Annotated in this window: 19 protein-coding genes; 4 read left to right on the forward strand and 15 right to left on the reverse strand. The window is 61.9% G+C overall.

Translation table 11 applies throughout. The annotated features are described in order from the left end of the window. Positions 1-8 precede the first annotated feature (8 nt). The gene (locus HBO19_RS19635; protein WP_169952365.1) at positions 9-458 is read left to right on the forward strand and encodes a hypothetical protein; all 450 of its coding nucleotides are present in this window, start codon (positions 9-11) and stop codon (positions 456-458) included. A gap of 268 nt (positions 459-726) precedes the next feature. Here the strand turns inward: HBO19_RS19635 and HBO19_RS19640 are convergent, their stop codons facing one another. Next, entirely contained in the window at positions 727-1,620 is an 894-nt protein-coding gene (locus tag HBO19_RS19640) for a LysR family transcriptional regulator (RefSeq protein ID WP_169952367.1), read from the reverse strand. A gap of 124 nt (positions 1,621-1,744) precedes the next feature. On the opposite strand from HBO19_RS19640, the gene HBO19_RS19645 reads away from it, so the two are divergent. Further along, positions 1,745-3,010 carry an MFS transporter gene (locus HBO19_RS19645; protein ID WP_170058121.1) on the forward strand — a complete coding sequence of 422 codons (1,266 nt, stop codon included), beginning with the start codon at positions 1,745-1,747 and terminating at the stop codon, positions 3,008-3,010. 133 nt (positions 3,011-3,143) lie between these two features. Here the strand turns inward: HBO19_RS19645 and hemE are convergent, their stop codons facing one another. The 11 genes from hemE to pilM form a co-directional block, all read right to left on the reverse strand. After that, complete coding sequence (gene hemE / locus HBO19_RS19650; protein ID WP_057437235.1) at positions 3,144-4,211, reverse strand: uroporphyrinogen decarboxylase; 1,068 nt, start codon at positions 4,209-4,211, stop codon at positions 3,144-3,146. Between the two features lie 253 nt (positions 4,212-4,464). After that, positions 4,465-5,883, reverse strand: a complete 1,419-nt coding sequence (locus HBO19_RS19655; protein WP_010213750.1) for an FAD-dependent oxidoreductase — start codon at positions 5,881-5,883, stop codon at positions 4,465-4,467. A 32-nt stretch (positions 5,884-5,915) separates the two neighbouring features. Next, positions 5,916-10,361, reverse strand: coding sequence for a glutamate synthase large subunit (gltB, locus tag HBO19_RS19660; protein WP_169952374.1), 4,446 nt, complete (start codon positions 10,359-10,361; stop codon positions 5,916-5,918). Positions 10,362-10,709: 348 nt separating this feature from the next. Beyond that, entirely contained in the window at positions 10,710-12,284 is a 1,575-nt protein-coding gene (locus tag HBO19_RS19665; RefSeq protein WP_169952376.1) for an AAA family ATPase, read from the reverse strand. A gap of 10 nt (positions 12,285-12,294) precedes the next feature. Further along, a complete protein-coding gene (gene aroB / locus HBO19_RS19670) occupies positions 12,295-13,395 on the reverse strand; it encodes a 3-dehydroquinate synthase (RefSeq protein WP_057958082.1) in 1,101 nt (366 codons plus the stop codon). A 147-nt stretch (positions 13,396-13,542) separates the two neighbouring features. After that, positions 13,543-14,061, reverse strand: coding sequence for a shikimate kinase AroK (gene aroK / locus HBO19_RS19675; RefSeq protein WP_169952380.1), 519 nt, complete (start codon positions 14,059-14,061; stop codon positions 13,543-13,545). Between the two features lie 4 nt (positions 14,062-14,065). Beyond that, positions 14,066-15,397 (reverse strand): type IV pilus secretin PilQ family protein, encoded by a 1,332-nt coding sequence (locus HBO19_RS19680; protein ID WP_170058225.1) that lies wholly within the window; start codon positions 15,395-15,397, stop codon positions 14,066-14,068. 69 nt (positions 15,398-15,466) lie between these two features. Then, positions 15,467-15,994, reverse strand: a complete 528-nt coding sequence (locus tag HBO19_RS19685) for a pilus assembly protein PilP (protein WP_170058122.1) — start codon at positions 15,992-15,994, stop codon at positions 15,467-15,469. Further along, positions 15,991-16,611 (reverse strand): type 4a pilus biogenesis protein PilO, encoded by a 621-nt coding sequence (pilO, locus tag HBO19_RS19690; RefSeq protein ID WP_169952385.1) that lies wholly within the window; start codon positions 16,609-16,611, stop codon positions 15,991-15,993. The genes HBO19_RS19685 and pilO overlap by 4 nt, the downstream gene beginning before the upstream one ends. Further along, positions 16,608-17,159, reverse strand: coding sequence for a PilN domain-containing protein (locus tag HBO19_RS19695; RefSeq protein WP_169952387.1), 552 nt, complete (start codon positions 17,157-17,159; stop codon positions 16,608-16,610). The genes pilO and HBO19_RS19695 overlap by 4 nt, the downstream gene beginning before the upstream one ends. Then, positions 17,159-17,812, reverse strand: coding sequence for a type IV pilus assembly protein PilM (gene pilM / locus HBO19_RS19700; protein WP_170042387.1), 654 nt, complete (start codon positions 17,810-17,812; stop codon positions 17,159-17,161). Before pilM ends, HBO19_RS19695 begins: the two co-directional genes overlap by 1 nt. 217 nt (positions 17,813-18,029) lie before the next feature. Between pilM and HBO19_RS19705 the strand changes: the two genes are divergently transcribed. Continuing rightward, the gene (locus HBO19_RS19705) at positions 18,030-20,474 is read left to right on the forward strand and encodes a penicillin-binding protein 1A (protein WP_170058123.1); all 2,445 of its coding nucleotides are present in this window, start codon (positions 18,030-18,032) and stop codon (positions 20,472-20,474) included. A gap of 131 nt (positions 20,475-20,605) precedes the next feature. Here the strand turns inward: HBO19_RS19705 and HBO19_RS19710 are convergent, their stop codons facing one another. From HBO19_RS19710 to rpmE, 3 genes are all read right to left on the reverse strand, one after another. Further along, positions 20,606-21,874: a malic enzyme-like NAD(P)-binding protein gene (locus HBO19_RS19710; protein ID WP_057958076.1), complete on the reverse strand. Its 1,269-nt coding sequence runs from the start codon at positions 21,872-21,874 to the stop codon at positions 20,606-20,608. Between the two features lie 183 nt (positions 21,875-22,057). Then, positions 22,058-22,864 (reverse strand): thermonuclease family protein, encoded by an 807-nt coding sequence (locus HBO19_RS19715; protein WP_169952395.1) that lies wholly within the window; start codon positions 22,862-22,864, stop codon positions 22,058-22,060. A gap of 14 nt (positions 22,865-22,878) precedes the next feature. Then, on the reverse strand, positions 22,879-23,109 hold the full coding sequence (gene rpmE / locus HBO19_RS19720) for a 50S ribosomal protein L31 (protein WP_029296053.1): 231 nt from the start codon (positions 23,107-23,109) through the stop codon (positions 22,879-22,881). Positions 23,110-23,311: 202 nt separating this feature from the next. On the opposite strand from rpmE, the gene HBO19_RS19725 reads away from it, so the two are divergent. Further along, a complete protein-coding gene (locus HBO19_RS19725; protein WP_170058124.1) occupies positions 23,312-25,531 on the forward strand; it encodes a primosomal protein N' in 2,220 nt (739 codons plus the stop codon). The last annotated feature ends 163 nt before the right edge of the window (positions 25,532-25,694 follow it).

Below are 25,694 nucleotides of genomic sequence, written 5' to 3' on the forward strand. Positions count from 1 at the left end.
AGAACGCAATGTCTTCGTTGCTACGCGCCACCCTCATCGCCCTGACCCTGCTGACCGCTGCCGGCTGTACCAGCAAGCCGGTACTCAATACCCAGCACGCACTCGCCGCCAACGAGCAGGTCAGCGAAGCGAAAATGAAACAGAGCATCCTCACCGCGCTGGACAAGCGCAACTGGACCGTACAACGCGCCGACCCACGCCTGATCCAGGCCCAGATCAACGTGCGCAACCGCTACTACGCCGAAATCGACATCCGCTACACCGGCACCAGCTACGCCATCACCTACCGCGACAGCCAGGAACTGGGCTACAAGGACGGCAAGATCCATCGCAACTACAACCGCTGGGTGAGCATGCTCGACCGCGACATCATGGCCGGGCTGCGCTCCAATGGCGCAGCTGAAGCGGGCACGGCGGCGCAGTTGTTCAAGGAGACGGGGACGTCGAAGCAGAACTGATCGGCGCCTGAAAAACCGGCATCTACCTAGCACCAGAAACGACGAAGGGCGCCTTTCGGCGCCCTCTTCACAAGCAGGCTGGCTTGTCATCGCCTTGACAGCCAAAAACTGCTCACTGGAAAGTTCAGCGATTTTGTCAAATCAACACGCTGCCTTCTTTGGGCTGATAGAGAAGTGTCATCCATGTCACTCAGCGAAAAAGAAACGATTCTGCGCAACGCCAAGGCAAATCACTAAATCGGTTCCGTTACCTGATATGTGACCGCGGTTACACCAACGCCTTGCGCGTCAGCAGTTCGACAAACGCCTTGGCCATGGGTGACTGCTGGTCCTTGCGCTGCACCAGCCACACCGCCGTTACCGCCTCCGGGTCGAGCAAGGTGCGGTAGACCACGCCATCGATGCGGATGCGCTGGTACGACGCCGGCAACACCGACACCCCCAACCCCGCCGCCACCAGGCCGATGATGGTCATGGCCTCGCCGGCCTCCTGGGCGAAGTGCGGGCTGAAGCCGGCGTCGCGAGCCAGGCTGAGTAACTGGGCGTACAAACCGCTGCCATAGGCCCGTGGGAAAAACACAAAAGGTTCGTCGGCCAACTGCGTCAGATGCAAGCCCCGCTCGCTGCCTTGCGCCAACGGATGGCCGGCACTGAGCACCGCCACCAGGGGCTCACGCATCAACTCCACGACACTCAGTGAGTCCGGCAACGGCAACGGGCGCATCAAGCCGACCTGGATCGACTCATCCACCAGCGCACCCGCCACTTCGGTACTGCTCATTTCCTGCAGGTTCAGGTGCACCGCCGGGAAGGCCTGGCGAAAAGCAAAAATCGCTTGTGGGATGCTGGAGTTGAACGGCGCCGAAGAGGTGAAGCCAATCTTCAGTTCACCCAGTTCCCCCAACTGCGCACGGCGCGCCACATCCGCAGCCTTGTCGACCTGCGCCAGCACCAGGCGGGCTTCCACGAGGAACAGGCGCCCAGCCTCGCTCAGTTCGACCCGACGATTGGTGCGCTCGAACAGCCGCGCGCCGACCTGCTGTTCCAGCGCCTGGATCTGCTGGCTCAAGGGCGGCTGGGAGATCCCCAAAACCTGGGCGGCCCGGCCGAAATGCAGCTCTTCAGCCACGGCGATGAAGTAGCGCAAGTGGCGCAATTCCATGAAAACCTCATTAGGTCGTAAAAGCTATCAAACAGGTCGAACAATATATTGGAAAGAATCATTAGCCAGCTATATTCTTTTTTGCATGGCCAGTCCTGGCTGCCTTTGCTTGCCGAGGTCCCGCGTGAAAGCTGCTGTCGCTCCACTTGTCCAAGAACGTCCGCCCACTGCCCTGGATGAGGTGGTGGCGCAGCTCAACGACGTGTACATCGAAAAAGGTACGCCGATGTTTATGCGTACAGTGCTGGCGCTGTTTTCCGGCGGCTTTGCCACCTTTGCCCTGCTGTATTGCGTACAACCGATGATGCCGGCGCTGTCCCACGAGTTTTCCATCAATGCCGCGCAGAGCAGCCTGATCCTTTCTGTCTCCACCGCGATGCTCGCCTTTGGCCTACTGATCACCGGGCCAGTTTCCGATCGCCTGGGGCGCAAGCCGGTGATGGTCACCTCGCTGTTCTGCGCTGCGGTGTGCACCATCGCCAGCGGCCTGATGCCGACCTGGGAAGGGATCCTGTGGATGCGCGCGCTGCTGGGCCTGTCCCTCAGTGGCCTGGCTGCCGTGGCCATGACCTACCTCAGCGAAGAGATCCACCCGCAGCACATCGGCCTGGCCATGGGCCTGTATATCGGCGGCAATGCGATTGGGGGCATGAGCGGGCGCCTGATCACTGGCGTGTTGATCGACTTTGTCAGCTGGCATACCGCAATGCTGGTCATCGGCGCGCTGGCGCTGATTGCGGCGACGGTGTTCTGGAAAATCCTGCCGCCCTCGCGCAACTTCCGCGCCAGCAGCCTCAAGCCGCGCAATTTGCTCAATGGTTTCGTCATGCACTTCAAGGATGCCGGCCTGCCCTGGTTGTTCCTCGAAGCCTTCTTGCTGATGGGCGCCTTTGTCACGCTGTTCAACTACATCGGCTACCGCTTGCTGGCCGATCCCTATGACCTGAGCCAGGCGGTGGTGGGCTTGCTGTCGGTGGTGTACCTGTCGGGCATCTACAGCTCGGCGAAGATTGGCTCGCTGGCCGACCGCCTGGGCCGCCGCCGCGTGCTGTGGGCCACCATCGTGCTGATGCTCGCCGGCATCACCCTGACCTTGTTCGGCCCGCTGGCACTGATCATCATCGGCATGCTGATCTTCACCTTCGGCTTCTTCGGCGCCCACTCGGTGGCCAGCAGCTGGATTGGCCGCCGCGCAGTCAAAGCCAAGGGCCAGGCTTCGTCGCTGTACCTGTTCAGCTATTACGCGGGGTCGAGCATTGCCGGGACGGCCGGTGGGTTTTTCTGGCACTACGCCGGCTGGAACGGGATTGGCGGGTTTATCGTCGCGCTGCTGATCGTTGCGCTGCTGGTGGCGTTGAAGCTGGCCAAGTTGCCACCGCTCAAACTGTAGGAGCTGGCTTGCCAGCGATGTGGCCCGAAGAATCACCGCAGGGCTCAGGCATGTCATCGCCGGCAAGCCGGCTCCTACAACAATCGTCAGCTAATAAAAAACCGGCCTGAGCCGGTTTTTTATTAGCTGATGCTTACTCGTGATACTGCGCCGACAACTCATGCACCGCCCGCAGGAACGCGCCTGCATGCTCCGGGTTCACTTCCGGGGTGATGCCGTGGCCGAGGTTGAACACGTGGCCGCTGCCCTTGCCGTAGCTGGCGAGGATGCGGCCCACTTCGGCGCGGATCGCTTCCGGCTTGGCGTATAGCACCGTCGGGTCCATGTTGCCTTGCAGGGCCACCTGGTTGCCGACGCGGCGACGGGCTTCGCCCAGGTCGCAGGTCCAGTCCAGGCCCAGTGCATCGGCGCCCGCATCGGCGATGCTTTCCAGCCACAGGCCGCCGCCCTTGGTGAACAGGATCACCGGCACTTTGCGGCCTTCGTGTTCGCGGATCAGGCCGCTGACGATTTTGCGCATGTAGGCCAGGGAGAACTCCTGGTACGCCGCCGCCGACAGGTTGCCACCCCAGGTGTCGAAGATCTGCACCGCTTGCGCGCCGGCCATGATCTGGCCGTTGAGGTAGGACACGACCGACTGCGCCAGCTTGTCCAGCAGCAAGTGCATGGCTTGTGGGTTGTCGTAGAGCATGGCCTTGGTCTTGCGAAAGTCTTTCGACGAGCCGCCTTCGACCATGTAGGTGGCCAGGGTCCACGGGCTGCCGGAGAAGCCAATCAGCGGTACACGGCCGTTGAGCTCACGGCGGATGGTGCTGACGGCGTCCATCACGTAGCCGAGGTCTTTGTGCGGATCGGGGATCGGCAGGGCTTCGATATCGGCCAGGGTGCTGATCACTTTCTTGAAACGTGGACCTTCGCCGGTTTCAAAGTACAGGCCTTGGCCCATGGCGTCGGGGATGGTCAGGATATCGGAGAAGAGGATGGCCGCATCCAACTGTGGATAGCGGTCCAGCGGCTGCATCGTGACTTCACAGGCGAACTCCGGGTTCATGCACAGGCTCATGAAATCGCCCGCGTTGGCGCGGCTGGCGCGGTATTCCGGCAGGTAGCGACCGGCTTGACGCATCATCCACACGGGGGTGACGTCTACGGGTTGCTTGAGCAGGGCACGAAGGAAACGGTCGTTCTTGAGGGCAGTCATGTCGGCATCCGCAAAAAAAGTGCGGGCATTTTCTCAGAGCCGGACGCAAAAGGCACGGTTACAGGTCAGCCTTTTGTCTATCGGGTCAATTTGTCGCAATGGCTGGCAGCACAAACCTCAATAGGCAATGGGGTTTGTGTAGGAGCTGGCTTGCCTGCGATGGCGTCAACTGAGTCTGGCTGACAGACCGAGTTGCCTGCATCGCAGGCAAGCCAGCTCCCACATTTTGATCCCGTTTCAACTCGGGACCAGATCAGACCTGCAAGTAGTCCAGGATGCCTTCGGCGGCGTTGCGGCCTTCGAAGATCGCCGTCACCACCAGGTCAGAGCCGCGCACCATATCGCCACCGGCGAAGATTTTCGGGTTGCTGGTCTGGTGCTTGTACTGGCCCTGTTCCGGGGCCACGACGCGGCCCTGGCTGTCAGTCTGGATCTGGAACTGCTCGAACCACGGCGCCGGGCTTGGGCGGAAGCCGAAAGCGATGACCACGGCGTCGGCCGGGATGATCTCTTCGGAACCCGGGATCGGCTCGGGGCTGCGGCGGCCACGGGCGTCCGGTTCGCCGAGACGGGTCTCGACCACCTTCACGCCTTCGACACGGTCTTCACCGACGATAGCGATCGGCTGGCGGTTGTAGAGGAATTTCACGCCTTCTTCCTTGGCGTTCTTCACCTCTTTGCGCGAGCCGGGCATGTTGGCTTCGTCGCGGCGATAAGCACAGGTCACCGACTTGGCACCCTGGCGAATCGACGTGCGGTTGCAGTCCATCGCGGTGTCACCACCGCCGAGCACCACGACCTTCTTGCCTTTCATGTCGACGAAATCTTCCGGCGACTTTTCAAAGCCCAGGTTGCGGTTGACGTTGGCGATCAGGAAGTCGAGCGCGTCGTACACGCCCGGCAGGTCCTCACCGGCAAAGCCGCCCTTCATGTAGGTGTAGGTGCCCATGCCCATGAATACCGCATCGTATTCTTCGAGCAGTTGCTCCATGGTCACGTCTTTGCCGATCTCGGTGTTCAGGCGGAACTCGATGCCCATGCCGGTGAAGACTTCGCGGCGATTGCTCAGCACGGTCTTTTCCAGCTTGAACTCGGGGATGCCGAAGGTCAGCAGGCCGCCGATTTCCGGGTTCTTGTCGAACACCACCGGGGTCACGCCGCCACGTACCAGCACGTCAGCACAACCCAGGCCCGCCGGGCCCGCGCCGATAATCGCGACGCGCTTGCCGGTGGGCTTGACCTTGGACATGTCCGGGCGCCAGCCCATAGCGAATGCGGTGTCGGTGATGTACTTCTCCACCGAACCGATGGTCACCGCGCCGAAACCGTCGTTGAGGGTGCACGCACCCTCGCACAGACGGTCCTGGGGACAAACCCTGCCGCAGACTTCCGGCAGGGTGTTGGTCTGGTGCGACAGTTCGGCGGCGGCGAGGATGTTGCCCTCGGCCACCAGCTTGAGCCAGTTGGGAATGAAGTTGTGCACCGGGCACTTCCATTCGCAATACGGGTTACCGCACCCCAGGCAGCGGTGGGCCTGGTCGGCCGAGTGCTGGGGTTTGAAGGGCTCGTAGATTTCCACGAACTCTTTCTTGCGTTGACGCAACAGTTTCTTCTTCGGATCTTTGCGCCCGACATCGATGAACTGGAAGTCGTTATTCAGACGTTCAGCCATGTTAAAACCTCATCAAACTCTTCAGGCGCATATCACTGCGGGTTGGCACGGATGCTGGAAAGCAACGATTTCAAGTTGGCAGCCTTGGGCTTGACCAGCCAGAAACGACGCAGGTAATCATCGAGGTTCTCGGCGAGGTTACGGCCCCATTCGCTGCCGGTTTCCTCGACGTACTCGTCCAGCACGTGCTGCAAGTGGTTCCGGTAGGACTCCATGGCTTCGCCGCTGATCCGCTGGATCTCGACCAACTCGTGGTTGACCTTGTCGACGAAGGTGTTGTCCTGGTCCAGCACGTAGGCGAAACCGCCAGTCATGCCCGAACCAAAGTTGTAACCGGTCTTGCCCAACACGCAGACAAAACCACCGGTCATGTACTCGCAGCAGTGATCGCCAGTGCCTTCGACCACGGTGTGGGCACCGGAGTTACGCACGGCGAAACGCTCACCGGCGGTCCCTGCGGCGAACAGCTTGCCACCGGTGGCGCCGTACAAGCAGGTGTTGCCGATGATGGCACTGTCCTGGGTCTTGTAGATGCTACCCACGGGCGGGACGATCACCAGCTTGCCGCCGGTCATGCCCTTGCCCACGTAGTCGTTGGCGTCGCCTTCAAGGTACATGTGCAGGCCGCCGGCGTTCCACACGCCAAAGCTCTGGCCCGCGGTGCCCTTGAAGCGGAAGGTGATCGGCGCCTTGGCCATGCCCTGGTTGCCGTGCTTGCGCGCGATTTCGCCGGAGATCCGCGCGCCGATGGAGCGGTCGCAGTTGCAGATATCCAGGGTGAATTCGCCACCGCTGGCGTCGTTGATCGAGGAGCCGGCCATGTCGACCATTTTCTCGGCCAACAGGCCTTTGTCGAACGGTGGGTTGCGGTCGACCTGGCAGAATTGTGGCTTGTCTGCCGGGATGTGATCGCTGCCCAACAGCGGCGTCAGGTCCAGATGGTGCTGCTTGGCGGTCTGGCCCTGGAGGATGTCCAGCAGATCGGTACGCCCGATCAGCTCTTGCAGGGAGCGCACGCCCAGCTTGGCCAGCCATTCACGGGTTTCTTCAGCGACGTAGGTGAAGAAATTCACCACCATGTCGACGGTGCCGATGTAGTGATCCTTGCGCAGCTTCTCGTTCTGCGTGGCCACGCCGGTGGCGCAGTTGTTCAGGTGGCAGATGCGCAGGTATTTGCAGCCCAGGGCAATCATCGGCGCGGTGCCGAAGCCGAAGCTTTCGGCGCCGAGGATCGCGGCCTTGATCACGTCGAGGCCGGTTTTCAGGCCGCCGTCGGTCTGCACCCGGACCTTGCCGCGCAAGTCGTTGCCGCGCAGGGTCTGGTGGGTCTCGGCCAGGCCCAGCTCCCACGGTGCGCCGGCGTACTTGATCGAGGTCAGCGGCGAAGCGCCGGTGCCGCCGTCATAGCCGGAGATGGTGATCAGGTCGGCATAGGCCTTGGCCACGCCAGCGGCGATGGTGCCGACGCCGGCTTCCGCGACCAGTTTCACCGAGACCAGGGCCTGCGGGTTGACTTGCTTGAGGTCGAAAATCAGCTGCGACAAGTCTTCAATCGAGTAGATGTCGTGGTGCGGCGGTGGCGAGATCAGGGTCACGCCCGGCACGGCATAACGCAGCTTGGCGATCAGACCGTTGACCTTGCCGCCTGGCAACTGGCCGCCTTCACCGGGCTTGGCGCCCTGGGCGACTTTGATCTGCAGTACTTCGGCGTTGACCAGGTATTCCGGGGTTACGCCGAAACGGCCAGTGGCCACCTGCTTGATTTTCGAGCTCTTGATGGTGCCGTAGCGCGCCGGATCTTCGCCGCCTTCGCCGGAGTTGGAACGCGCACCCAGGCGGTTCATGGCTTCGGCCAGAGCTTCGTGGGCCTCGGGCGACAAGGCGCCCAGGGAGATACCGGCGGAGTCGAAGCGTTTGAGGATCGACTCCAGCGGTTCGATTTCGCTGATAGCCAACGGCGTGTCCAGGGTTTTCACCTGGAACAGGTCGCGGATCATCGACACCGGGCGGTTATCCACCAGCGCGGTGTATTCCTTGAACTTGGCGTAGTCGCCCTGCTGCACAGCGGCTTGCAGGGTGCTGACCACATCCGGGTTGTAGGCGTGGTATTCGCCACCGTGCACGAACTTGAGCAGGCCACCTTGCTGGATCGGCTTGCGCGCGCTCCAGGCCTCCAAAGCCAGGGCTTTCTGTTCGGCTTCGATATCGACGAAACGCGCGCCCTTGATGCGGCTTGGCACACCACGGAAGCTCAGCTCGCAGACTTCTTCCGACAGGCCGATAGCCTCGAACAACTGCGCACCACGGTACGAGGTGACGGTGGAGATGCCCATCTTCGACAGGATCTTCAACAGGCCCTTGGTGATGCCTTTGCGGTAGTTCTTGAACACTTCGTACAGGTCGCCCAGCACTTCGCCGGTGCGGATCAGGTCGCCCAGCACTTCGTAGGCCAGGAACGGATACACCGCCGAGGCGCCAAAGCCGATCAGCACCGCAAAGTGGTGCGGGTCGCGGGCGGTGGCGGTTTCGACGAGGATGTTGGAGTCGCAGCGCAGGCCTTTTTCGGTCAGGCGGTGGTGGACCGCGCCGGTGGCCAGCGAAGCGTGGATCGGCAGCTTGCCCGGGGCGATATGGCGGTCGGTCAGCACGATCTGGGTACGACCGGCGCGCACGGCTTCTTCAGCCTGATCGGCGACGTTGCGCACAGCAGCTTCCAGGCCGAGGCTCTCGTCGTAGTTCAGGTCGATGATCTGCCGCTCGAAGCCTGGACGCTCCAGGGTCATCAACGAGCGCCACTTGGCCGGCGAAATCACCGGCGAGCTGAGGATCACGCGCGAAGCGTGCTCTGGCGATTCCTGGAAGATGTTGCGCTCGGCACCGAGGCACACTTCCAGGGACATGACGATGGCTTCACGCAGCGGGTCGATCGGTGGGTTGGTCACCTGGGCGAACTGCTGGCGGAAATAGTCGTACGGCGTGCGCACGCGCTGGGACAGCACGGCCATCGGCGTGTCATCGCCCATGGAGCCGACGGCCTCGTAGCCTTGCTCGCCGAGTGGGCGCAGCACCTGGTCGCGCTCCTCGAACGTGACCTGGTACATCTTCATGTACTGCTTGAGCTGGTCGACGTCATAGAAAGCCGAACCGTGGTCGTTGTCTTCCATGGTCGCCTGGATGCGCAGGGCGTTCTTGCGCAGCCATTGCTTGTACGGGTGACGCGACTTCAAGCGGTTATCGATGGCATCGGTGTCGAGGATCTGCCCGGTTTCGGTGTCCACGGCAAGGATCTGGCCAGGGCCGACGCGGCCTTTGGCAATCACGTCCTGCGGCTGGTAGTTCCACACGCCGACTTCCGACGCCAGGGTGATGAAGCCGTTGGTGGTGGTCACCCAACGCGCCGGGCGCAGGCCGTTACGGTCGAGCAGGCACACCGCGTAGCGACCATCGGTCATGACCACGCCGGCCGGGCCGTCCCACGGTTCCATGTGCATCGAGTTGTACTCATAGAACGCCCGCAGATCGGGGTCCATGGTCTCGACGTTCTGCCACGCTGGCGGAATGATCATGCGCACGCCACGGAACAGGTCGATGCCGCCGGTGACCATCAGTTCCAGCATGTTGTCCATGCTCGAGGAGTCGGAACCCACGCGGTTGACCAGCGGGCCGAGCTCTTCGAGGTCCATCAGGTCGTTGGCGAACTTGGTGCGACGGGCCACGGCCCAGTTGCGGTTGCCGGTGATGGTGTTGATCTCGCCGTTGTGGGCGAGGAAGCGGAATGGCTGGGCCAGCGGCCATTTCGGCAGGGTGTTGGTGGAGAAGCGCTGGTGGAACACGCAGATCGCGGTTTGCAGGCGCTCATCGCTCAGGTCTGGATAGAAGGCGGTCAAATCCGCCGGCATCATCAGGCCTTTATAAATGATGGTCTTGTGGGAAAAGCTGCAGATGTAGTGGTCGGTGTCCAGGGCGTTGGCCACGGACGAGCGGCGACGCGAGGTGAACAGCTTGATCGCCATGTCCTGGTCGCTCAGGCCGTCGCCTGCGATAAACACTTGTTCGATCTGCGGCAGGCGCTCATGGGCCAGGCGGCCGAGCACGCTGGTGTCGATCGGCACTTTGCGCCAGCCGACGAGTTGCAGGCCGGCGGCGAGGATCTCGCGGTTCATGTTCTCGCGAGCGGCCTGGGCTTTGACCGGGTCCTGATTGAAGAACACCATGCCCACCGCGTATTGCTTGGGCAAATCGGCGCCGAAGGTTTCCTTGGCGACAGCGCGCAGGAACAGGTCGGGCTTTTGAATCAGCAAGCCACAACCGTCACCGGTCTTGCCGTCGGCGTTGATCCCACCGCGGTGGGTCATGCAGGTCAGGGCCTCGATGGCCGTTTGCAGAAGGGTATGACTGGGTTCGCCCTGCATATGGGCTATCAGGCCGAAACCACAGTTATCCTTGAATTCATCGGGTTGGTACAGACCTGCTTTCATAGACACTTTCTCACCAGGCTGCCTCTTATTTCGAGGCAAATTTCTTTTCAATTCAACCGGTTACCTTCCACGCCGAACGTACGCCGGCTTAGCGGGGGCAAAAGGGAGGTCATTGTACACACCGACACAGACGCCCACAAATTTGGCGACGAACTGTCGCAAATCTATGTCGCATTTATGAAAGGTTTAAAGCGATATGCTGTGCTAGTCAAAACTTTTTTAATTCTGACTGCTACTACTCAAAAGCTACTGTGAGGCAGACACCACAAAGCGCGCGGCCTTCAGGGCTGCACGCTTTGTTGTTTTTTTGAGGTGCTGGGAGGGCGACCTGGGTAAGGTCGCCGGACTTCAGCGAGTTGTTGCGAGTTCTTGTTGAACGCTGGCAACAGTGCGAGGCCAAGGTTTACCAGCCTGAACCTTCGCTGGCAAGGCCTTGATCGCGGAATCGGCTGCCGCGCGGCTCGGGAAACTGCCGTAGGTGATCACGTAGAGAGGCTTGCCGTTGAGCACTTTCTTGAAATAACGGTACTCGCCGCCCTGCTCTTTGACGAACGCCTGGGCGTTGGCTTCGGAGCTGGTGCCGAGGATCTGCACCACGTAGTTCTTCGCCGGTTGGCTGCCGTACCAGCCGCTGCCGGCAGCGGCCTTGGCCACGGTCACCGGTTTTTCAGCAGGCTTGGCGACGGGTGCAGGCTTGGCCGCCGGGGCTGGCGTCGGCTTGACCACGGGTGCCGGGGTTGGCTTGGCGGTGGCAACCTGGGTCGGCGCAGGCGTCGGCTTGGCCGCAGGCACCGGTGCCGGGCTGGCTGTCGCGCCAGGCGGCGGAGCCACGGTGGTGACGGTCGGTGGCGTGGCGCTGGAGCCTTCTACCGGCACGCCGTCGTCGCCTTCGGAAATGGCGCCGGCCTCTTCTGCCAACGGGCCACGCATGACCGGCTGGCCGACCATCGGCAGGTTGGTAGGCTGGCCAGAGCCGGCAAACTCAACGGCTGGTGCGCCATTGGTAGTGGGCTTGCCCAGTGGCAGTTGCGCCTGCTCGGTCGGTGCACCTGGAGCAGTCGGGGCCTTGCTACGGCCGGGAATCAGCCAGGCGGCGGCAACGGCAACCACGACAACAGCGGAAATCGCCAGTACGTGTTTCTTCGGCATGGTGAACCCCATCTTTGGACGCTTAACCGCAGAGCGGCTGGCAATCATTGCTTCGATCATCGCATCCCGGGCCACCTGGTTGATGGTGCCAGGCCAGCCGTCGGAGCTTTCGTGAATATCAGAGATCTGCTGGGCAGAGAAAAGTTCGATGCCCTGGCCGGCACCTTCAAGGCGCTGGGCCAGGTACTCGCGGGTTTCTTCTTCTTCGTAGGGCTGCAATTCGATGACGTGAAACAGCTCTTGCTCGCCACTGAGCTGCTCCAGGTCGGCAATCAGCGACGCCTCACCGAACAGGAAGACATGGGGGCGCCCTTCCGGCGTACCCGCCGCCAGGGCGAGCAACGCTTCCAGGGCGGACTCGTCGAGCTGCTCGGCATCGTCCACCAGCAGGTAGACTTCCTGGCCGGTCAGGCCCAGTTGCACTACTTGCTTGAGAATTGCAGTCGGCTCGGCATTGGCCACGTCCAGCGCCTGGGCAACCTGGCGCAACACACCTGCCGCGTCGCCGGCACCACGGGCGGAAACCACCACGCTTTGCACCGATTGCTTGTTGGTGCTGGCCACCAGGGCCTGGCGCAGCAGGGTCTTGCCGCTGCCCAAGGGGCCAGTGACCACCAACAGCAACTGGCTGTAGCGAGCCAGGTGGTGCAACTGCCCCAGCACCGGCTTGCGCTGTGCAGGGAAAAACTTGAAACCGGGGACCCGTGGCGCAAAAGGGTCATGGCTCAACTGGTAATGGCCGAGGAAAGCCTCGTCGGCATGCAAACTAGTCATCGGGATCTGGTTAACCTTTCAGCTGGGCCAGGGCGCGGTAATCCGCTCCCAGCGTGGCCTGTAGAATCTCTTTCGGATAATCGTCGGTCACTACCGCTTCGCCCATTCGGCGCAACAGCACCAGACGCAAACGACCATCGATCACTTTCTTGTCTATCGCCATATGTTCAAGGAAATCGGCTTCAGTCATCTCCTCGGGAGGAATGACCGGCAACCCGGCGCGCTGGAACAGGCGGATACCACGATCACGCTCTTGGACACTGATCCAGCCCAGGCGTTGCGACATCTCCAACGCCATCACTGTGCCAGCCGCCACGGCCTCACCATGCAGCCAGACACCATAGCCCATGTGGGTTTCAATCGCATGGCCGAAGGTGTGGCCCAGGTTCAGGGTGGCGCGCACGCCAGACTCACGCTCGTCGGCATTGACTACCAGCGCCTTGGCCGCACAGGAGCGGGAGATAGCCTCGGTCAGCGCCACCTGGTCCAGGTTGCGCAAGGCATCGACGTGCTCTTCAAGCCAGGTCAGGAACGGCTCATCGCAGATCAACCCGTACTTGATGACTTCCGCCAGGCCCGCCGACAGCTCGCGGGGCGGCAGGGTATTGAGGGTGGCGGTGTCGATCAGCACGGCATTGGGCTGGTAGAACGCGCCGACCATGTTCTTGCCCAGGGGATGGTTGATCCCGGTCTTGCCGCCCACCGACGAATCGACCTGGGACAGCAGGGTGGTCGGCACCTGGATAAAGTCCACGCCACGCTGGTAACAGGCCGCGGCAAAACCGGCCATGTCGCCGATCACGCCGCCGCCAAGGGCCACCACCGTGGTACGCCGGTCATGGCGCGCGGTGAGCAGCCCGTCAAAGATCAATTGCAGGGTTTCCCAGTTCTTGAAGGCTTCGCCGTCGGGAAGAATCACCGAGATCACCGAATACGCCGCAAGGCTGCGACTCAGACGCTCAAGGTAGAGCGGCGCGACGGTCTCGTTGGAGATGATTGCCACTTGTCGCCCGGCAATATGCGGCGCGAGCAACTCGGGCTGGTCCAACAAGCCTTCGCCAATATGGATCGGGTAGCTACGCTCGCCAAGATCGACCTTAAGTGTCTGCATGTGTCCCCGCGCTGAAGATGGAAGCAGGCGTCCTGCCCTGTATTAACGTTGTCGGCACCGTCGAGATCGGACGCTGCCTGATGGCTCTACGCCACACCCCGGACGGTTGCAACGCGCTGCCGAGGATAGCGCATTTCGGCCCTGGCTTTAACGGGGTGGCAACTGCTGCAAGCGTTCGAGAATGTCGATTACGACCATGCGCGGTGGCCGTTCATCGGTTTCCACCACCAGATCGGCGATTTCCCGATAAAGCGGATCGCGCAGGGTCAGCAAGTCCCGCAGGGTTTTCTCGGGGTTGGCGGTACGCAACAATGGCCGGTTGCGATCACGTGCGGTGCGCCCTACCTGCTGCTCGACCGACGCATGCAAATAGACCACCCGACCGCCATCCCGCAGCGCCCGTCGGTTTTCCTCGCGCATCACTGCACCGCCGCCGGTGGCCAATACCACGCCATCGCAGCCGCACAACTCGGCAATCATCGCCTGTTCGCGGTCACGAAAGCCCAGTTCGCCTTCCTTATCGAAGATCCACGGGATATTGGCGCCCGTGCGCAATTCAATTTCCTTATCGGAGTCTTTGAATGGCAGGCGCAGCTCTTTGGCCAGCAAACGGCCGATGGTGCTTTTTCCAGCCCCCATCGGCCCTACAAGAATCAAATTTCGCACAGAATCAACGACTCACAGCAATCGCCTGGTTATTCATAATACGCGGAGTCAGGAATACCAGCAGCTCGGATTTTCTTTGGGCAACGACATCACGCCGGAAAAGGCGGCCAAGATACGGCACATCGCCCAAAAATGGCACTTTATCTACCACCTTGCTCTGGTTTTTGGAGAAAACCCCGCCAAGGACGATGGTCTCGCCGTCCCTGACCAGCACCTTGGCGTTGACCTCGTTCTTCTTGATCGGCGGCACATCGTTGAGTTTGTTCAGGTAGTCCGGTTCATCCTTGGTCACCCGAACCTCCATGATTACCTGGTCGTCCGGAGTGATTTGCGGCGTCACCTCCAAAGAAAGCGAGGCTTCCTTGAACGAGACCGAGGTCGCCCCCTCGGACGTAGCTTCCTGGTAAGGAATCTCGGTACCCTTGAGAATCCGTGCGGTTTCCTTGTTGGACGTGACCACCTTGGGCTGGGAAATCACCTCGCCATTGCCGCCCTTCTCCATGGCGGTGAGCTCCAGGTCCAGCAGCACGTTATCGGTGATAAACGCGATGCCAAGGCCGGAGCTTGCATTGACGACGCCCAAGTCCACGAAGGGCGAGCTATCGGGAGACTCGCTATCCCCTGTCGGGCTTTTATCCACCCCGCCACCACTCCAGTTACCTTTATTACGCAGCAACCCGCCCCAGCGCACCCCCACACTTTTGTCATAATCGACATTGGCTTCGACTATCCGCGCCTCGATCATCACCTGGCGCACCGGGATATCCAATTGATTGACGATGCGCCGCAGCTCCTCCAGACGCTCTCCCGTCTGGTAGGCAATGATGTTGTTGGTGCGATCGTCTACCGTCACCGAGCCACGCTCATCGGCCATCCCCTCAGGCCCGCTTACCAACTGGAACAGCTTGGCCAGCTCAGACGCCTTGGCGTAATTGACTTGCAGCAGCTCCCGGCGCAGGGGCGCCAGCTCGGTCATCAATTTGCGCGATTCCAGGGCCAGCAGTTCGCGGGCGGCCAGTTCTTCGGCCGGCGCCACCAGCAGCACATTGGCCGTCACACGCTTGTCGAGGCCCTTGGCTTGCAGCACCAGGTCCAGGGCCTGATCCCACGGCACGTCCTTGAGGCGCAGGGTAATCGAGCCGTGCACATCATCACCGGCCACCAGGTTAAGCCCGGCCACGTCAGCAATTTGCTGCAGTACTGCGCGGACCTCGATGTCCTGGAAGTTGAGGGAGAGCTTGTCGCCGCTAAACGGGCCACGCCCGCTACCCTGGGGCGAAGCACCGGGTGGTGGCAGGTGAATCAGGTCGATCCGATTGGGCACAGCCTCAGTCATCGGTGCCGTGAACGCTATCCATAGCGCGACACCGAAGGACGAAATAGTCCTTTTCATTTTTTGCTTCCGTTATGAGTTCACGTTCAACACCAAGGTGCGCGGGCGCTCAAGCCAAGCGCCCTCGCCATCGGGGAAAAGTTCGACCAGCTCCAACTGACCTTCATGGATCCTCACGACGCGCCCATGATCGGCACCCAGGTAATCCCCCACCGCCAGGCGATGAACCCCTGCCGCGCCGCGCAGCAGGGCAAATGTCTGCGCGCCGAGGGACAAGGTGCCGACCATCTGGAACTGGTCCACGGCAAACCCTTCGAGAAACTGCCGGGGGCGGTCTAGGTCCGGGGCAGGCCCGGGCTTGCCGGTGGGACGACTGGCGGGTTGGTCCGGCGGCTGGAAAGGGTCACGCAAGGGAGTCGGGCTGGAGACAAAGCGTAGTCCCGCCAGTGTTGCAGGCGTTTCGTCAGCCAGCGGCACTGCCTGCTGGCGAATCGCTTGCAGCTCGGCGTTCAGCGCCTGCAATTGCGGATCACTGTCGCATCCAGCAAGCAAGACCAGGCTAAGGCCCAGGCCCAGGCCCGCAACCTTGAAGCGGCTCATGGTAATGCTCCCTGGTTGCCGTACCGGTAGGTCTTGGCGAGCATCGTCAGGCTCAGCAATGCGCCAGCCTGGGAATCCACAGGGCGAATGACAAAGTCATGCAGGGTCACGATCTGCGGCAACCCGGCCACGCCACTGATGAAGGCCAGCAGGTCGTGATAGGTGCCCACCAGCTTGAGCTGCATCGGCCGCTCGACGAACACCGGTTGCACCTGCTCGTCCAGCACACTGAGCTGTTCGACCAGCACCCCGCTGACCTGACCCAGCCGGGCGAAGTCTTCCAGTAGGCCGGGCATTTGCGTGAGTGTCGGCATTTGGCGCAACTGTTCGGCAAAGGCAGTGCGCAGGGTTTCAAGCTCACGTACCACGCCCTCATGCTCGGCGGCTTGCCGGGCTTTGGCAGCAAACTGCTGGCGCAGCGTTATTTCTCCCGCCTCCTGGCGCTGCAAGACCTCACGGGCACCGCCCAGGTAGATAGCATCCCCCGCCGCCAGCACTAGCAAGGCAAGTACCGCGCCCAGCAGAATCCTGCCAGCCAAGGGCCAGTGGGCGATGTTGCGGTACAGCGTGGACAGTTGCAGGAGTGCCAGCCCTGACGGGCTGGACACAAGGCTCACCGCTGCGTCTCCTGGTGCTCCCCATGGTCCACCATCAACTGGAAGGCACTGCCGGCTGCGCCCTCCTCGGCCCTCACATGACGCAGATTGGGCGCCCGCAGGCTGTTGGAAGCCTCAAGGCTACGCATCAACCGCGCGACATCATCGTTGGACACCGCCGTGCCGGTGACTTGCACCGATGTGCCGCTGACGCTGACCTCGCTCAGTTGGATACCATCGGGCATCGCGCGGGCCAACTGCTCGAACAATTCCTGGCCCGATGCACGATGACCCTGGAGATCTTCGACCACCTTCATCCGCTCCATCAGTTGCTGGCGCTGTTCGCGCAGCTCGTCGATGGTCTTGATGCGCGAGTCCAACACCGTGACTTGCTTGCTCAAGTGGTTGTTGCGGGCCACTTGTCGATCAATCGCCCGGTCAATGACCCGGTCGGCCAGCCATACGGCGGCCAATGCAATAGTGGTGATCACCAACAGGAAAATCAGGAAAAACTTGCGACGGCGCTCAGCGCGTTCTTCACGCCAGGGTAAAAGGTTGATTCTTGTCATCAATCGAAACTCCTGAGGGCCAAACCGCAGGCGACCCGCAATCCCTGGGCATCGGCAGCCCATTGTGCACTATTGATCCCACTCCCCGGCGCTATCCGGGCAACCACCTGGTCGGTCATCCGCGCCAGGGCAAACGCCTCTACATCCACCACTCGCGCAACCAGGCCGGCCAGGGCCAACACTGCTTCGCGCGCCTCCACCTGCTCCTTGAGGCACGCCACAAGCAGCACATCAACATAACCGGGTTCACGACCCGATGGGCCCTGCACCTGAAAATCAATTGCAACCTCATCTAACGGATAAGGAATGTACTGGTCGGCTTCACAGCGCAGGCGCTGCTCCATCTCGTCGGCCTCAAGCCCCGCCTCCAGCGCCACCACCCGGCTGATCACCGATGGCCCTGCCACGGCAACTGCCGCATGGGTGACCTGGGTCCGGGCCCGGAACAATGCCTTGGAAAGGGTCTGCGCGACAACCTCCAGATCAACGATATTACTGTCGAGCACCGCATGGCCAGGCAGAGGCTGGCTCGCATACGCGCGCACCGCATAGCCATCGCCGGCGCGGGCCAGCTCCAATATCTTCACGTTGCTGTCCTGGATGTCCACGCCCAGTACGGTATCGGCTTTTCGCCTGAAAAATCCCTTTTTCATAAAACTCCCTAAAGCTTTGCCTGTCTCAGGGCTGGTCAGTTCCGGGTTTGATGCATTCGGTCGGCTCGGTTGAGCGGCGCCCATGACGCCCCGAGGCGAAAAATGCTTTAATGCCCAGCGTTTTTTCCCGCTTTTTATCTGCAGGTCGGGTCGATACATCTTTAGTCATGCCTATCCCGACACCTAACTCATTCTTTTCTCTGGAAATCCAAAAGCCTTGATTCGTCTGCTGAAGTTTTTCGGGTACTCCTTCGTCGCTATCGTTTGCGGGCTGCTGCTCGTGTTCAGCGGCGCCTATCTCTACCTTAGTCCGGGATTGCCCTCGGTAGAGGCCCTGAGAAGTATCCAGTTGCAGATTCCTTTGCGGGTCTACAGCAGCGATGAAAAACTGATCGCGGAGTTCGGCGAAATGCGCCGCACCCCGATCCGTTTCGCCGACATTCCACCCAATTTCATCAATGCCCTGCTGTCGGCTGAAGACGATAATTTTGCCAACCACTATGGCGTGGACCCCAGCAGCCTGGTGCGCGCAGCCACGCAGCTGGTAAAAAGCGGACACATTCAATCGGGCGGCAGCACCATCACCATGCAGGTGGCGAAGAACTTCTTCCTCACCAGCGAGCGCAGCTTCTCGCGCAAGGCCACGGAAATCCTCCTGGCGCTGCAGATCGAACGCCAACTGACCAAGGATGAAATCCTTGAGCTGTACGTCAACAAGATCTACCTGGGCAACCGCGCCTATGGGATCGAAGCGGCGTCCCAGGTGTACTACGGCAAGTCGATTCGCGACGCCAGCCTGGCACAAATGGCCATGATTGCCGGCCTACCCAAGGCCCCGTCGCGCTTCAACCCGCTGGCCAACCCGGCCCGCAGCAAGGAGCGTCGCGACTGGATCCTGGGGCGCATGTACAAGCTGGGCAAGATCGACCAGAACGCCTATGAGACGGCGGTGGCCGAGCCGCTGAACGCCAGCTACCACGTGCCGACGCCAGAAGTCAGCGCACCGTACATCGCCGAGATGGCCCGCGCCGAAATGGTTGGCCGCTATGGCAGCGATGCCTACACCGAAGGTTTCCGCGTTACCACGACCATTCCGAGCAACTTGCAGGAAATCGCCAACCACGCGGTGCATGAAGGCCTGATCACCTATGACCAGCGCCACGGCTACCGTGGACCGGAATCGCGCCTGCCGGGCAAGACCCTGAGCGCCTGGACCGTCGAACTGGGCAAGCAGCGCTCCATCAGCGGCCTGGATCCAGCCATCGTCACCCAGGTAAAAAAGGATGGCGTGCAGGTCCTGACCCGCAGCGGCGAAGAACATGTGGCGTGGGATAGCATGAAGTGGGCGCGCCCCTTCCTGAACACCAACAGCATGGGGCCGATGCCCAAGCAGCCATCTGATGTGGCCCAGGTCGGTGACCTGATCCGCGTGCAGCGCCAGAAAGACGACAGCCTGAAATTCAGCCAGGTCCCGGTCGCCCAGGGAGCACTGGTCTCCCTGGACCCGCAGAACGGTGCAATCCGCGCTCTGGTCGGGGGCTTCGCCTTCGAGCAGAGCAACTACAACCGCGCCACCCAGGCCAAGCGCCAGCCGGGCTCCAGTTTCAAGCCATTTGTCTACAGTGCCGCGCTGGATAACGGCTACACCGCCGCCAGCCTGGTCAACGACGCGCCTATCGTGTTTGTCGACGAGTACCTGGACAAGGTCTGGCGCCCGAAGAACGACACCAACACTTTCCTCGGCCCGATCCGCGTGCGCGAGGCGCTGTACAAGTCGCGCAACCTGGTATCGATCCGCCTGCTGCAAGCGATGGGCGTGGGCAAGACCATCGACTACATGACCCGCTTCGGCTTCAACAAGCAGGACCTGCCGCCCAACCTGTCCCTGGCCCTCGGCACTGCGACCCTCACGCCAATGGAGATCGCCACCGGCTGGAGCGTATTCGCCAACGGCGGCTACAAGGTCACGCCGTACCTGATCGACAAGATCGAAAGCCGCAACGGCGACACGCTGTTTGTCGCCAACCCGCCGAGCGTGCCCAACGGCGTTGCCGCTAGCGATGGCCTGGCCGCGCCCGCCAATGGTGGCATCACCATCGAGCCTGCGCCTGGCACGGCACCTACCGATGCCGCTTCTACCCCGCAGGCACCGGCGGTGGCAGAGCGCGTGGTTGATGGGCGGACCACCTACATTCTTACCAGCATGCTGCAGGACGTGATCAAGCGCGGCACCGGCCGTCGCGCCCTGGCCCTGGGCCGCACGGACCTGGCAGGCAAGACCGGTACCACCAACGAATCCAAGGATGCGTGGTTCTCCGGCTACAACGCCGATTACATCACCACCGTCTGGACGGGTTACGACCAGCCAGAAAGCCTCGGTCGCCGCGAATACGGCGGCACCGTCGCCTTGCCGATCTGGATGAGTTACATGGGCGCCGCCCTCAAGGACAAGCCGGCTCACACCCAGGCCGAGCCGGAAGGCATCCTCAGCCTGCGCATCGACCCGATCAGCGGCCGCGCTGCAGCACCGGGCACGCCGAATGCGTACTTTGAACTGTTCAAGAGCGAAGACACGCCGCCGTCGATGAATGAACTGGGCAATGGCGTGGCACCGGGCAGCCCGCTGCCTGCGGATGAGTCGGCGCCGATCGATCTGTTCTGACAAACACAGATCCAATTGTGGCAGCGGGCCCGCTCCCACATTTTGACGGTGTACCCTCCCACCGTTTTGCACAGCCACAAAAAAGCCCCGACTCGCAAGAGCCGGGGCTTTTTTTGGTGCGCTACAACGGCTTAGCCGTTGAACACATCATCCACGCTTTGCAGCGGGTAGTTCTTCGGATACGGCAGGGTGGCCACACCTGTCTCGATGGCGGCCTTGGCCACGGCATCGGAGATCACGGTGATCAGGCGTTTGTCCATTGGCTTGGGAATGATGTACTCACGGCCAAATTCCAGCTTGGCGCCACCGTAGGCGTCGCATACGTCCTGAGGTACCGGCAGCTTGGCCAGTTCACGCAGGGCGTTGGCGGCAGCTACTTTCATCTCTTCGTTGATGCGCTTGGCGCGAACGTCCAGGGCGCCACGGAAGATGAACGGGAAGCCCAGTACGTTGTTGACCTGGTTCGGGTAGTCCGAACGGCCAGTGGCCATGATCACGTCGTTACGGGTGGCGTGCGCCAGTTCCGGGGCAATTTCCGGATCAGGGTTCGAGCAGGCGAACACGATCGGGTTGGCCGCCATGGACTTCAGGCCTTCGGCGCTCAGCAGGTTCGGGCCGGACAGGCCGACGAACACGTCAGCACCGTCAAGTGCGTCAGCCAGCGTGCGCTTGGAGGACGGGTGGGCAAACATCGCCTTGTACTGGTTCAGGTCGGTACGCTCGGACTGGATCACACCCTTGCTGTCGACCATGTAGATGTTTTCAAGCCGGGCACCCATGCTCACGATCAGCTTCATGCACGAGATGGCCGCGGCACCGGCGCCCAGGCAGACGATCTTCGCGTCGGACAGGGTTTTGCCAGCGATTTCCAGGGCGTTGATCATGCCGGCCGCGGTAACGATCGCGGTGCCGTGCTGGTCATCGTGGAATACCGGGATGTCGCACTGTTCGATCAGGGCCTTTTCGATCTCGAAGCACTCAGGTGCCTTGATGTCTTCCAGGTTGATGCCACCGAAGGTGATGGAGATGCGCTTGACGGTGTCGATGAAGGCTTGCGGGCTTTCGGAGTCGACTTCGATGTCGAATACGTCGATGCCGGCAAAGCGCTTGAACAGCACGCCCTTGCCTTCCATCACTGGCTTGGAAGCCAATGGGCCGAGGTTACCCAGGCCGAGAATCGCGGTGCCATCAGAAATCACTGCAACCAGATTGCCCTTGCCGGTGTATTTGTAGGCCAGCTCAGGATCGCGGGCGATTTCACGCACGGGCTCGGCTACACCGGGGCTGTACGCCAGCGACAGGTCGCGTGCGGTAGCAGTGGCTTTGGTGAGCTCGACACTCAGCTTTCCTGGACGAGGATGGGCATGATATTCGAGAGCGGCAGTTTTCAAATCAGACATATCGGCATTCCGCTTTTTACTGTTGGACGACGGACCGCCGAGGATACTCGTGTCGCAAAGTCCCTACAAGACTGGGCAGTCACCGGTGTCAAGGGCCCTGCCCTACGACTTTCGGCCAAGAGCCACGGGATACAAGGCCTACAACTGTTCACAATCGACTGAAAAAATGTCTACAATTTTTTCTTATTGTGCCAATTGCAGCATGCCGGGATCGGTCAAGGGGAGCAGCCAGCGTGCCTGGCCACTTTTCAGGCCACCACGTCGGGAACGGTCCAGCACCCAGCCACGAGCCTCGACCTCCTGGCCTTGCAGGCGCTTGAGCAGGGCGTTATCAAATTGCCCGACCAGATTGGGTGCAACCCGTAATACCAGTGAGTCCTGCAATTCGATCCAGATCCCGCCGCGATTGCGTTCGACCTTGCTCACGCGCCCGCTGACCACGGCGAAGCCCGACTGCTGGATTTGCCCGGCTTTCTGCACAGGCGACTGGCGCCACAGGCCCAACCTGGCCGCCCGCGCACTGCGCTCGGCGGCTTGCTGGCAGGCGACCAGATCGACATTGGGCGCCACCGCCACCAGGAACCCGAGGCCCTCGGCGAGCAGTTGCGCCTCCAGATTCGCACCGTTGGCCCCATAAAGGTGAGCCAGGGTTCGCCCATAACGGTCCTTGCCCTCGCGACCCGACACCAAGCCGACCCGACCACCACTGGCGTCCACCAGCCCTTGCAGGCGTTGGCGCGCGGCCACGGCGAATGGCTCGTCCGGGCGGCCTTTCTTGCCGGTCTCCGGGGCGTTGACGCCGATCATGCGCACACTGCGCCCGTCCTTGAGGCGGACGGTGTCGCCATCCACCACGCGCTGCACCTCGACGGCGCTGACCGAGGCCGGCGCTGGGCAAAACACCTCGGCCTGGGCGGCCGATAGCCAAATCGCGGGCACAAAAAAGGCGCCCACAAGGGACGCCTTCTTCATAAGCAGGTAAAAGCCCATCAGGCTTTCGAACCTTACTCTGCAGCAGCTGGAGCTTTCTTGCCGAAAGCACCGAAACGGTCGGCGAAGCGCTGTACACGGCCGCCAGTATCCAGAGTCTTCTGCTTACCGGTGTAGAACGGGTGGCACTCGTTGCATACGTCAGTACCCAGTGGCTTGCACAGGTTCGAACGAGTTTCGAACTTGTTGCCGCAGCTGCAAGTAACTTGGATGGTTTCGTACGCTGGATGGATATCGGCTTTCATGGTGTCTTCCTCAGGCTAGCGTGCCGCCACTCGACACTATTGTCGAATACCGCACGTAATTAGGCCGCGGATTCTACCAGAGCTTTTTAATCACGCAAGCGCCGCCATGCCCCCTTTCATCAGAAACTGTGGCAGGACACTCCCCTGCGGGTCTGCTAGGCTCGCGCCCTTCTTCACCGTCTGCCATATGAGAACCTCCCGCGTGCCCGACGCCATTTTGCGCCTCGCCCTGCCCTCGCCCCTGCGCCGCCTCTTCGATTATCGGGCGCCTGCGGGTGTCGTAAGGTCGCAGTTGCAGCCGGGGATGCGCGTGCGCGTACCGTTTGGCCGGCGGGAGATGATCGGGATTCTGATCGAAGTGGCGGACCACAGCGAAGTGCCGGCAGAAAAGCTCAAGCCGGCCCTGGCCATCCTGGACGCCACGCCGCCACTGCCGGCGTCGCTGTTCAAGCTGTGCCTGTGGACTTCCCAGTATTACCAGCACAGCCTGGGCGACACCTTGAGCTGGGCGTTGCCAGTGCTGTTGCGCCAGGGCGAGCTGGCCGAGACCCGCCAGGAGCGCTTCTGGTCGATAACGCCCGGCGCGCGCCTGGACGACCCGCGCATCGCCCGCGCCCCGCGCCAGCGCGAGGCCCTGGCCACCCTGGCGCAGCATCCACATGGCGTGGCGCACCAATTGCTGAGCAAACTGATGCTGAGCAAGGACAGCCTCGACCTGTTGCTGGCCAAGGACCTGGTGCAGGTGGAAATCCGCCGCCACGCCCCCGGCGAGCGCCACGAGCACTGGCTGGCACAACCGGAACTGCCACTGAACCCGGAACAACGCGCCGCGTTTGAGGCCATCAGCGCCGGCGCCGACAGCTTCCACGCGTTCCTGCTGGCCGGCGTCACCGGCAGCGGCAAGACCGAAGTCTATTTGCAACTGATCCGCGAAACCCTGGAGGCCGGCAAGCAGGCCCTGGTGCTGATCCCCGAGATCAACCTCGGCCCCCAGACCCTGGCGCGCTTCGAGCAGCGTTTCAATGCGCGGATCGCCCTGGTGCACTCGGCCGTCAACGACCGCGAACGCCTGGAATCCTGGCTGGCCGCCCGGGACGGCGAGGCCGACATTATTATCGGCACCCGTTCGGCGCTGTTCACGCCGATGAAAAGTCCCGGCCTGATCATCATCGACGAAGAACACGACGGCTCTTATAAACAGCAGGAAGGCCTGCGCTACCACGCCCGCGACCTGGCCCTGGTGCGCGCCCACCAGGAAAACATCCCGATTGTGCTGGGCTCGGCCACGCCCTCCCTGGAGAGCCTGCACAACGCCTACACCGGGCGCTACGGCCTGCTGCGCCTCAACGAGCGCGCGGGCGGCGCCAAGCAACCGCGCTTCCTGCGCCTGGATGTGAAAAGCCGGCCACTGGACAGCGGCATCTCCGGGCCGATGCAGCAAGCCATCGGCCAGACCCTGGCGGCCGGCCAGCAAGTGCTGGTGTTCCTCAATCGCCGGGGCTTTGCGCCGACCCTGCTGTGCCACGACTGCGGCTGGATGTCCGAGTGCAACCGCTGCGATGCGCGCATGACCGTGCACCAGCGCTCCGGCGAGCTGCGCTGCCATCACTGCGGCCATGTGGAGCGGGTCCCGCGCCACTGCCCGCAATGCGGCAAAGTCGACCTGCGTCCCGTGGGCGCAGGCACCGAGCGCGCCGAGGAACGCCTGGGGATTCTGTTTCCGGACTTCCCGGTACTGCGGGTGGACCGCGACAGTACGTCGCGCAAGGATGCGATGAACCAGCTGTTCGCCACCATCCAGAAAGGCCAGCCGTGCATCCTGGTCGGCACGCAGATGCTTGCTAAAGGCCATCACTTCCCACGGGTGACCCTGGTCTCGATCCTGGATGCCGACGGCGGGCTGTTCTCCGGGGACTTCCGCGCCAGCGAACGCATGGCGCAACTGATCGTGCAGGTCGCAGGCCGCGCCGGGCGCGCCGAAGAGCCTGGCAAAGTGATCATCCAGACCCACCTGGCCGACCACCCCCTGCTGATTCAACTGACAGAACAAGGCTATTTCGCCTTCGCCGAGCAGGCGTTGAGCGAGCGTCGCTCCGCCGGCTTGCCGCCCTTTGCGCACCTTGCGCTGTTGCGCGCCGAGGCCCATAAACCGGGGCAGGCCGAAGGTTTCCTGGACGAGGCATGCAGCGCCGCTGAACGTTTGCTCGGTGAGCTGGGTCTGAGCGGCATCGAGTTGCTGGGCCCTGTGCCAGCACCGATGGAGCGCCGCGCCGGACGTTATCGCGCTCAGCTCCTGTTGCAAGCCACCGCCCGCGCACCGCTGCATCGGCTATTAAGTAGCTGGTTACTTGCGCTGGAGCAAATGCCCAGCGGGCGACAGGTGCGATGGTCGTTGGATGTCGATCCGGTGGATTTGTACTGATATATAAATTGCTATCGCAGGCAGGCCGGCTCCCACATTTGACGGTATTCACACATCAAAATGTGGGAACGGGCTTGCCCGCGATGAGGCCCGCAGGTCCAGTAACGGACCTTGAAGGTTGGCAAGCCCGCCCTCGCACCGGATAATGTCCAGTTTTTCCACC

The sequence above is a fragment of the Pseudomonas sp. WS 5021 genome (genome assembly GCF_012985535.1).
Lineage (GTDB): Bacteria > Pseudomonadota > Gammaproteobacteria > Pseudomonadales > Pseudomonadaceae > Aquipseudomonas.

Excerpts from the sequence above, each read along its gene's own strand:
- HBO19_RS19635 (WP_169952365.1), top strand. The coding sequence starts at position 9 with ATGTCTTCGTTGCTACGCGCCACCCTCATCGCCCTGACCCTGCTGACC.
- HBO19_RS19640 (WP_169952367.1), bottom strand. The coding sequence starts at position 1,620 with ATGGAATTGCGCCACTTGCGCTACTTCATCGCCGTGGCTGAAGAGCTG.
- hemE (WP_057437235.1), bottom strand. The coding sequence starts at position 4,211 with ATGACTGCCCTCAAGAACGACCGTTTCCTTCGTGCCCTGCTCAAGCAA.
- HBO19_RS19655 (WP_010213750.1), bottom strand. The coding sequence starts at position 5,883 with ATGGCTGAACGTCTGAATAACGACTTCCAGTTCATCGATGTCGGGCGC.
- gltB (WP_169952374.1), bottom strand. The coding sequence starts at position 10,361 with ATGAAAGCAGGTCTGTACCAACCCGATGAATTCAAGGATAACTGTGGT.
- HBO19_RS19665 (WP_169952376.1), bottom strand. The coding sequence starts at position 12,284 with ATGACTAGTTTGCATGCCGACGAGGCTTTCCTCGGCCATTACCAGTTG.
- aroB (WP_057958082.1), bottom strand. The coding sequence starts at position 13,395 with ATGCAGACACTTAAGGTCGATCTTGGCGAGCGTAGCTACCCGATCCAT.
- HBO19_RS19680 (WP_170058225.1), bottom strand. The coding sequence starts at position 15,397 with ATGACTGAGGCTGTGCCCAATCGGATCGACCTGATTCACCTGCCACCA.
- HBO19_RS19685 (WP_170058122.1), bottom strand. The coding sequence starts at position 15,994 with ATGAGCCGCTTCAAGGTTGCGGGCCTGGGCCTGGGCCTTAGCCTGGTC.
- HBO19_RS19695 (WP_169952387.1), bottom strand. The coding sequence starts at position 17,159 with ATGACAAGAATCAACCTTTTACCCTGGCGTGAAGAACGCGCTGAGCGC.
- pilM (WP_170042387.1), bottom strand. The coding sequence starts at position 17,812 with ATGAAAAAGGGATTTTTCAGGCGAAAAGCCGATACCGTACTGGGCGTG.
- HBO19_RS19710 (WP_057958076.1), bottom strand. The coding sequence starts at position 21,874 with ATGTCTGATTTGAAAACTGCCGCTCTCGAATATCATGCCCATCCTCGT.
- HBO19_RS19715 (WP_169952395.1), bottom strand. The coding sequence starts at position 22,864 with ATGGGCTTTTACCTGCTTATGAAGAAGGCGTCCCTTGTGGGCGCCTTT.
- rpmE (WP_029296053.1), bottom strand. The coding sequence starts at position 23,109 with ATGAAAGCCGATATCCATCCAGCGTACGAAACCATCCAAGTTACTTGC.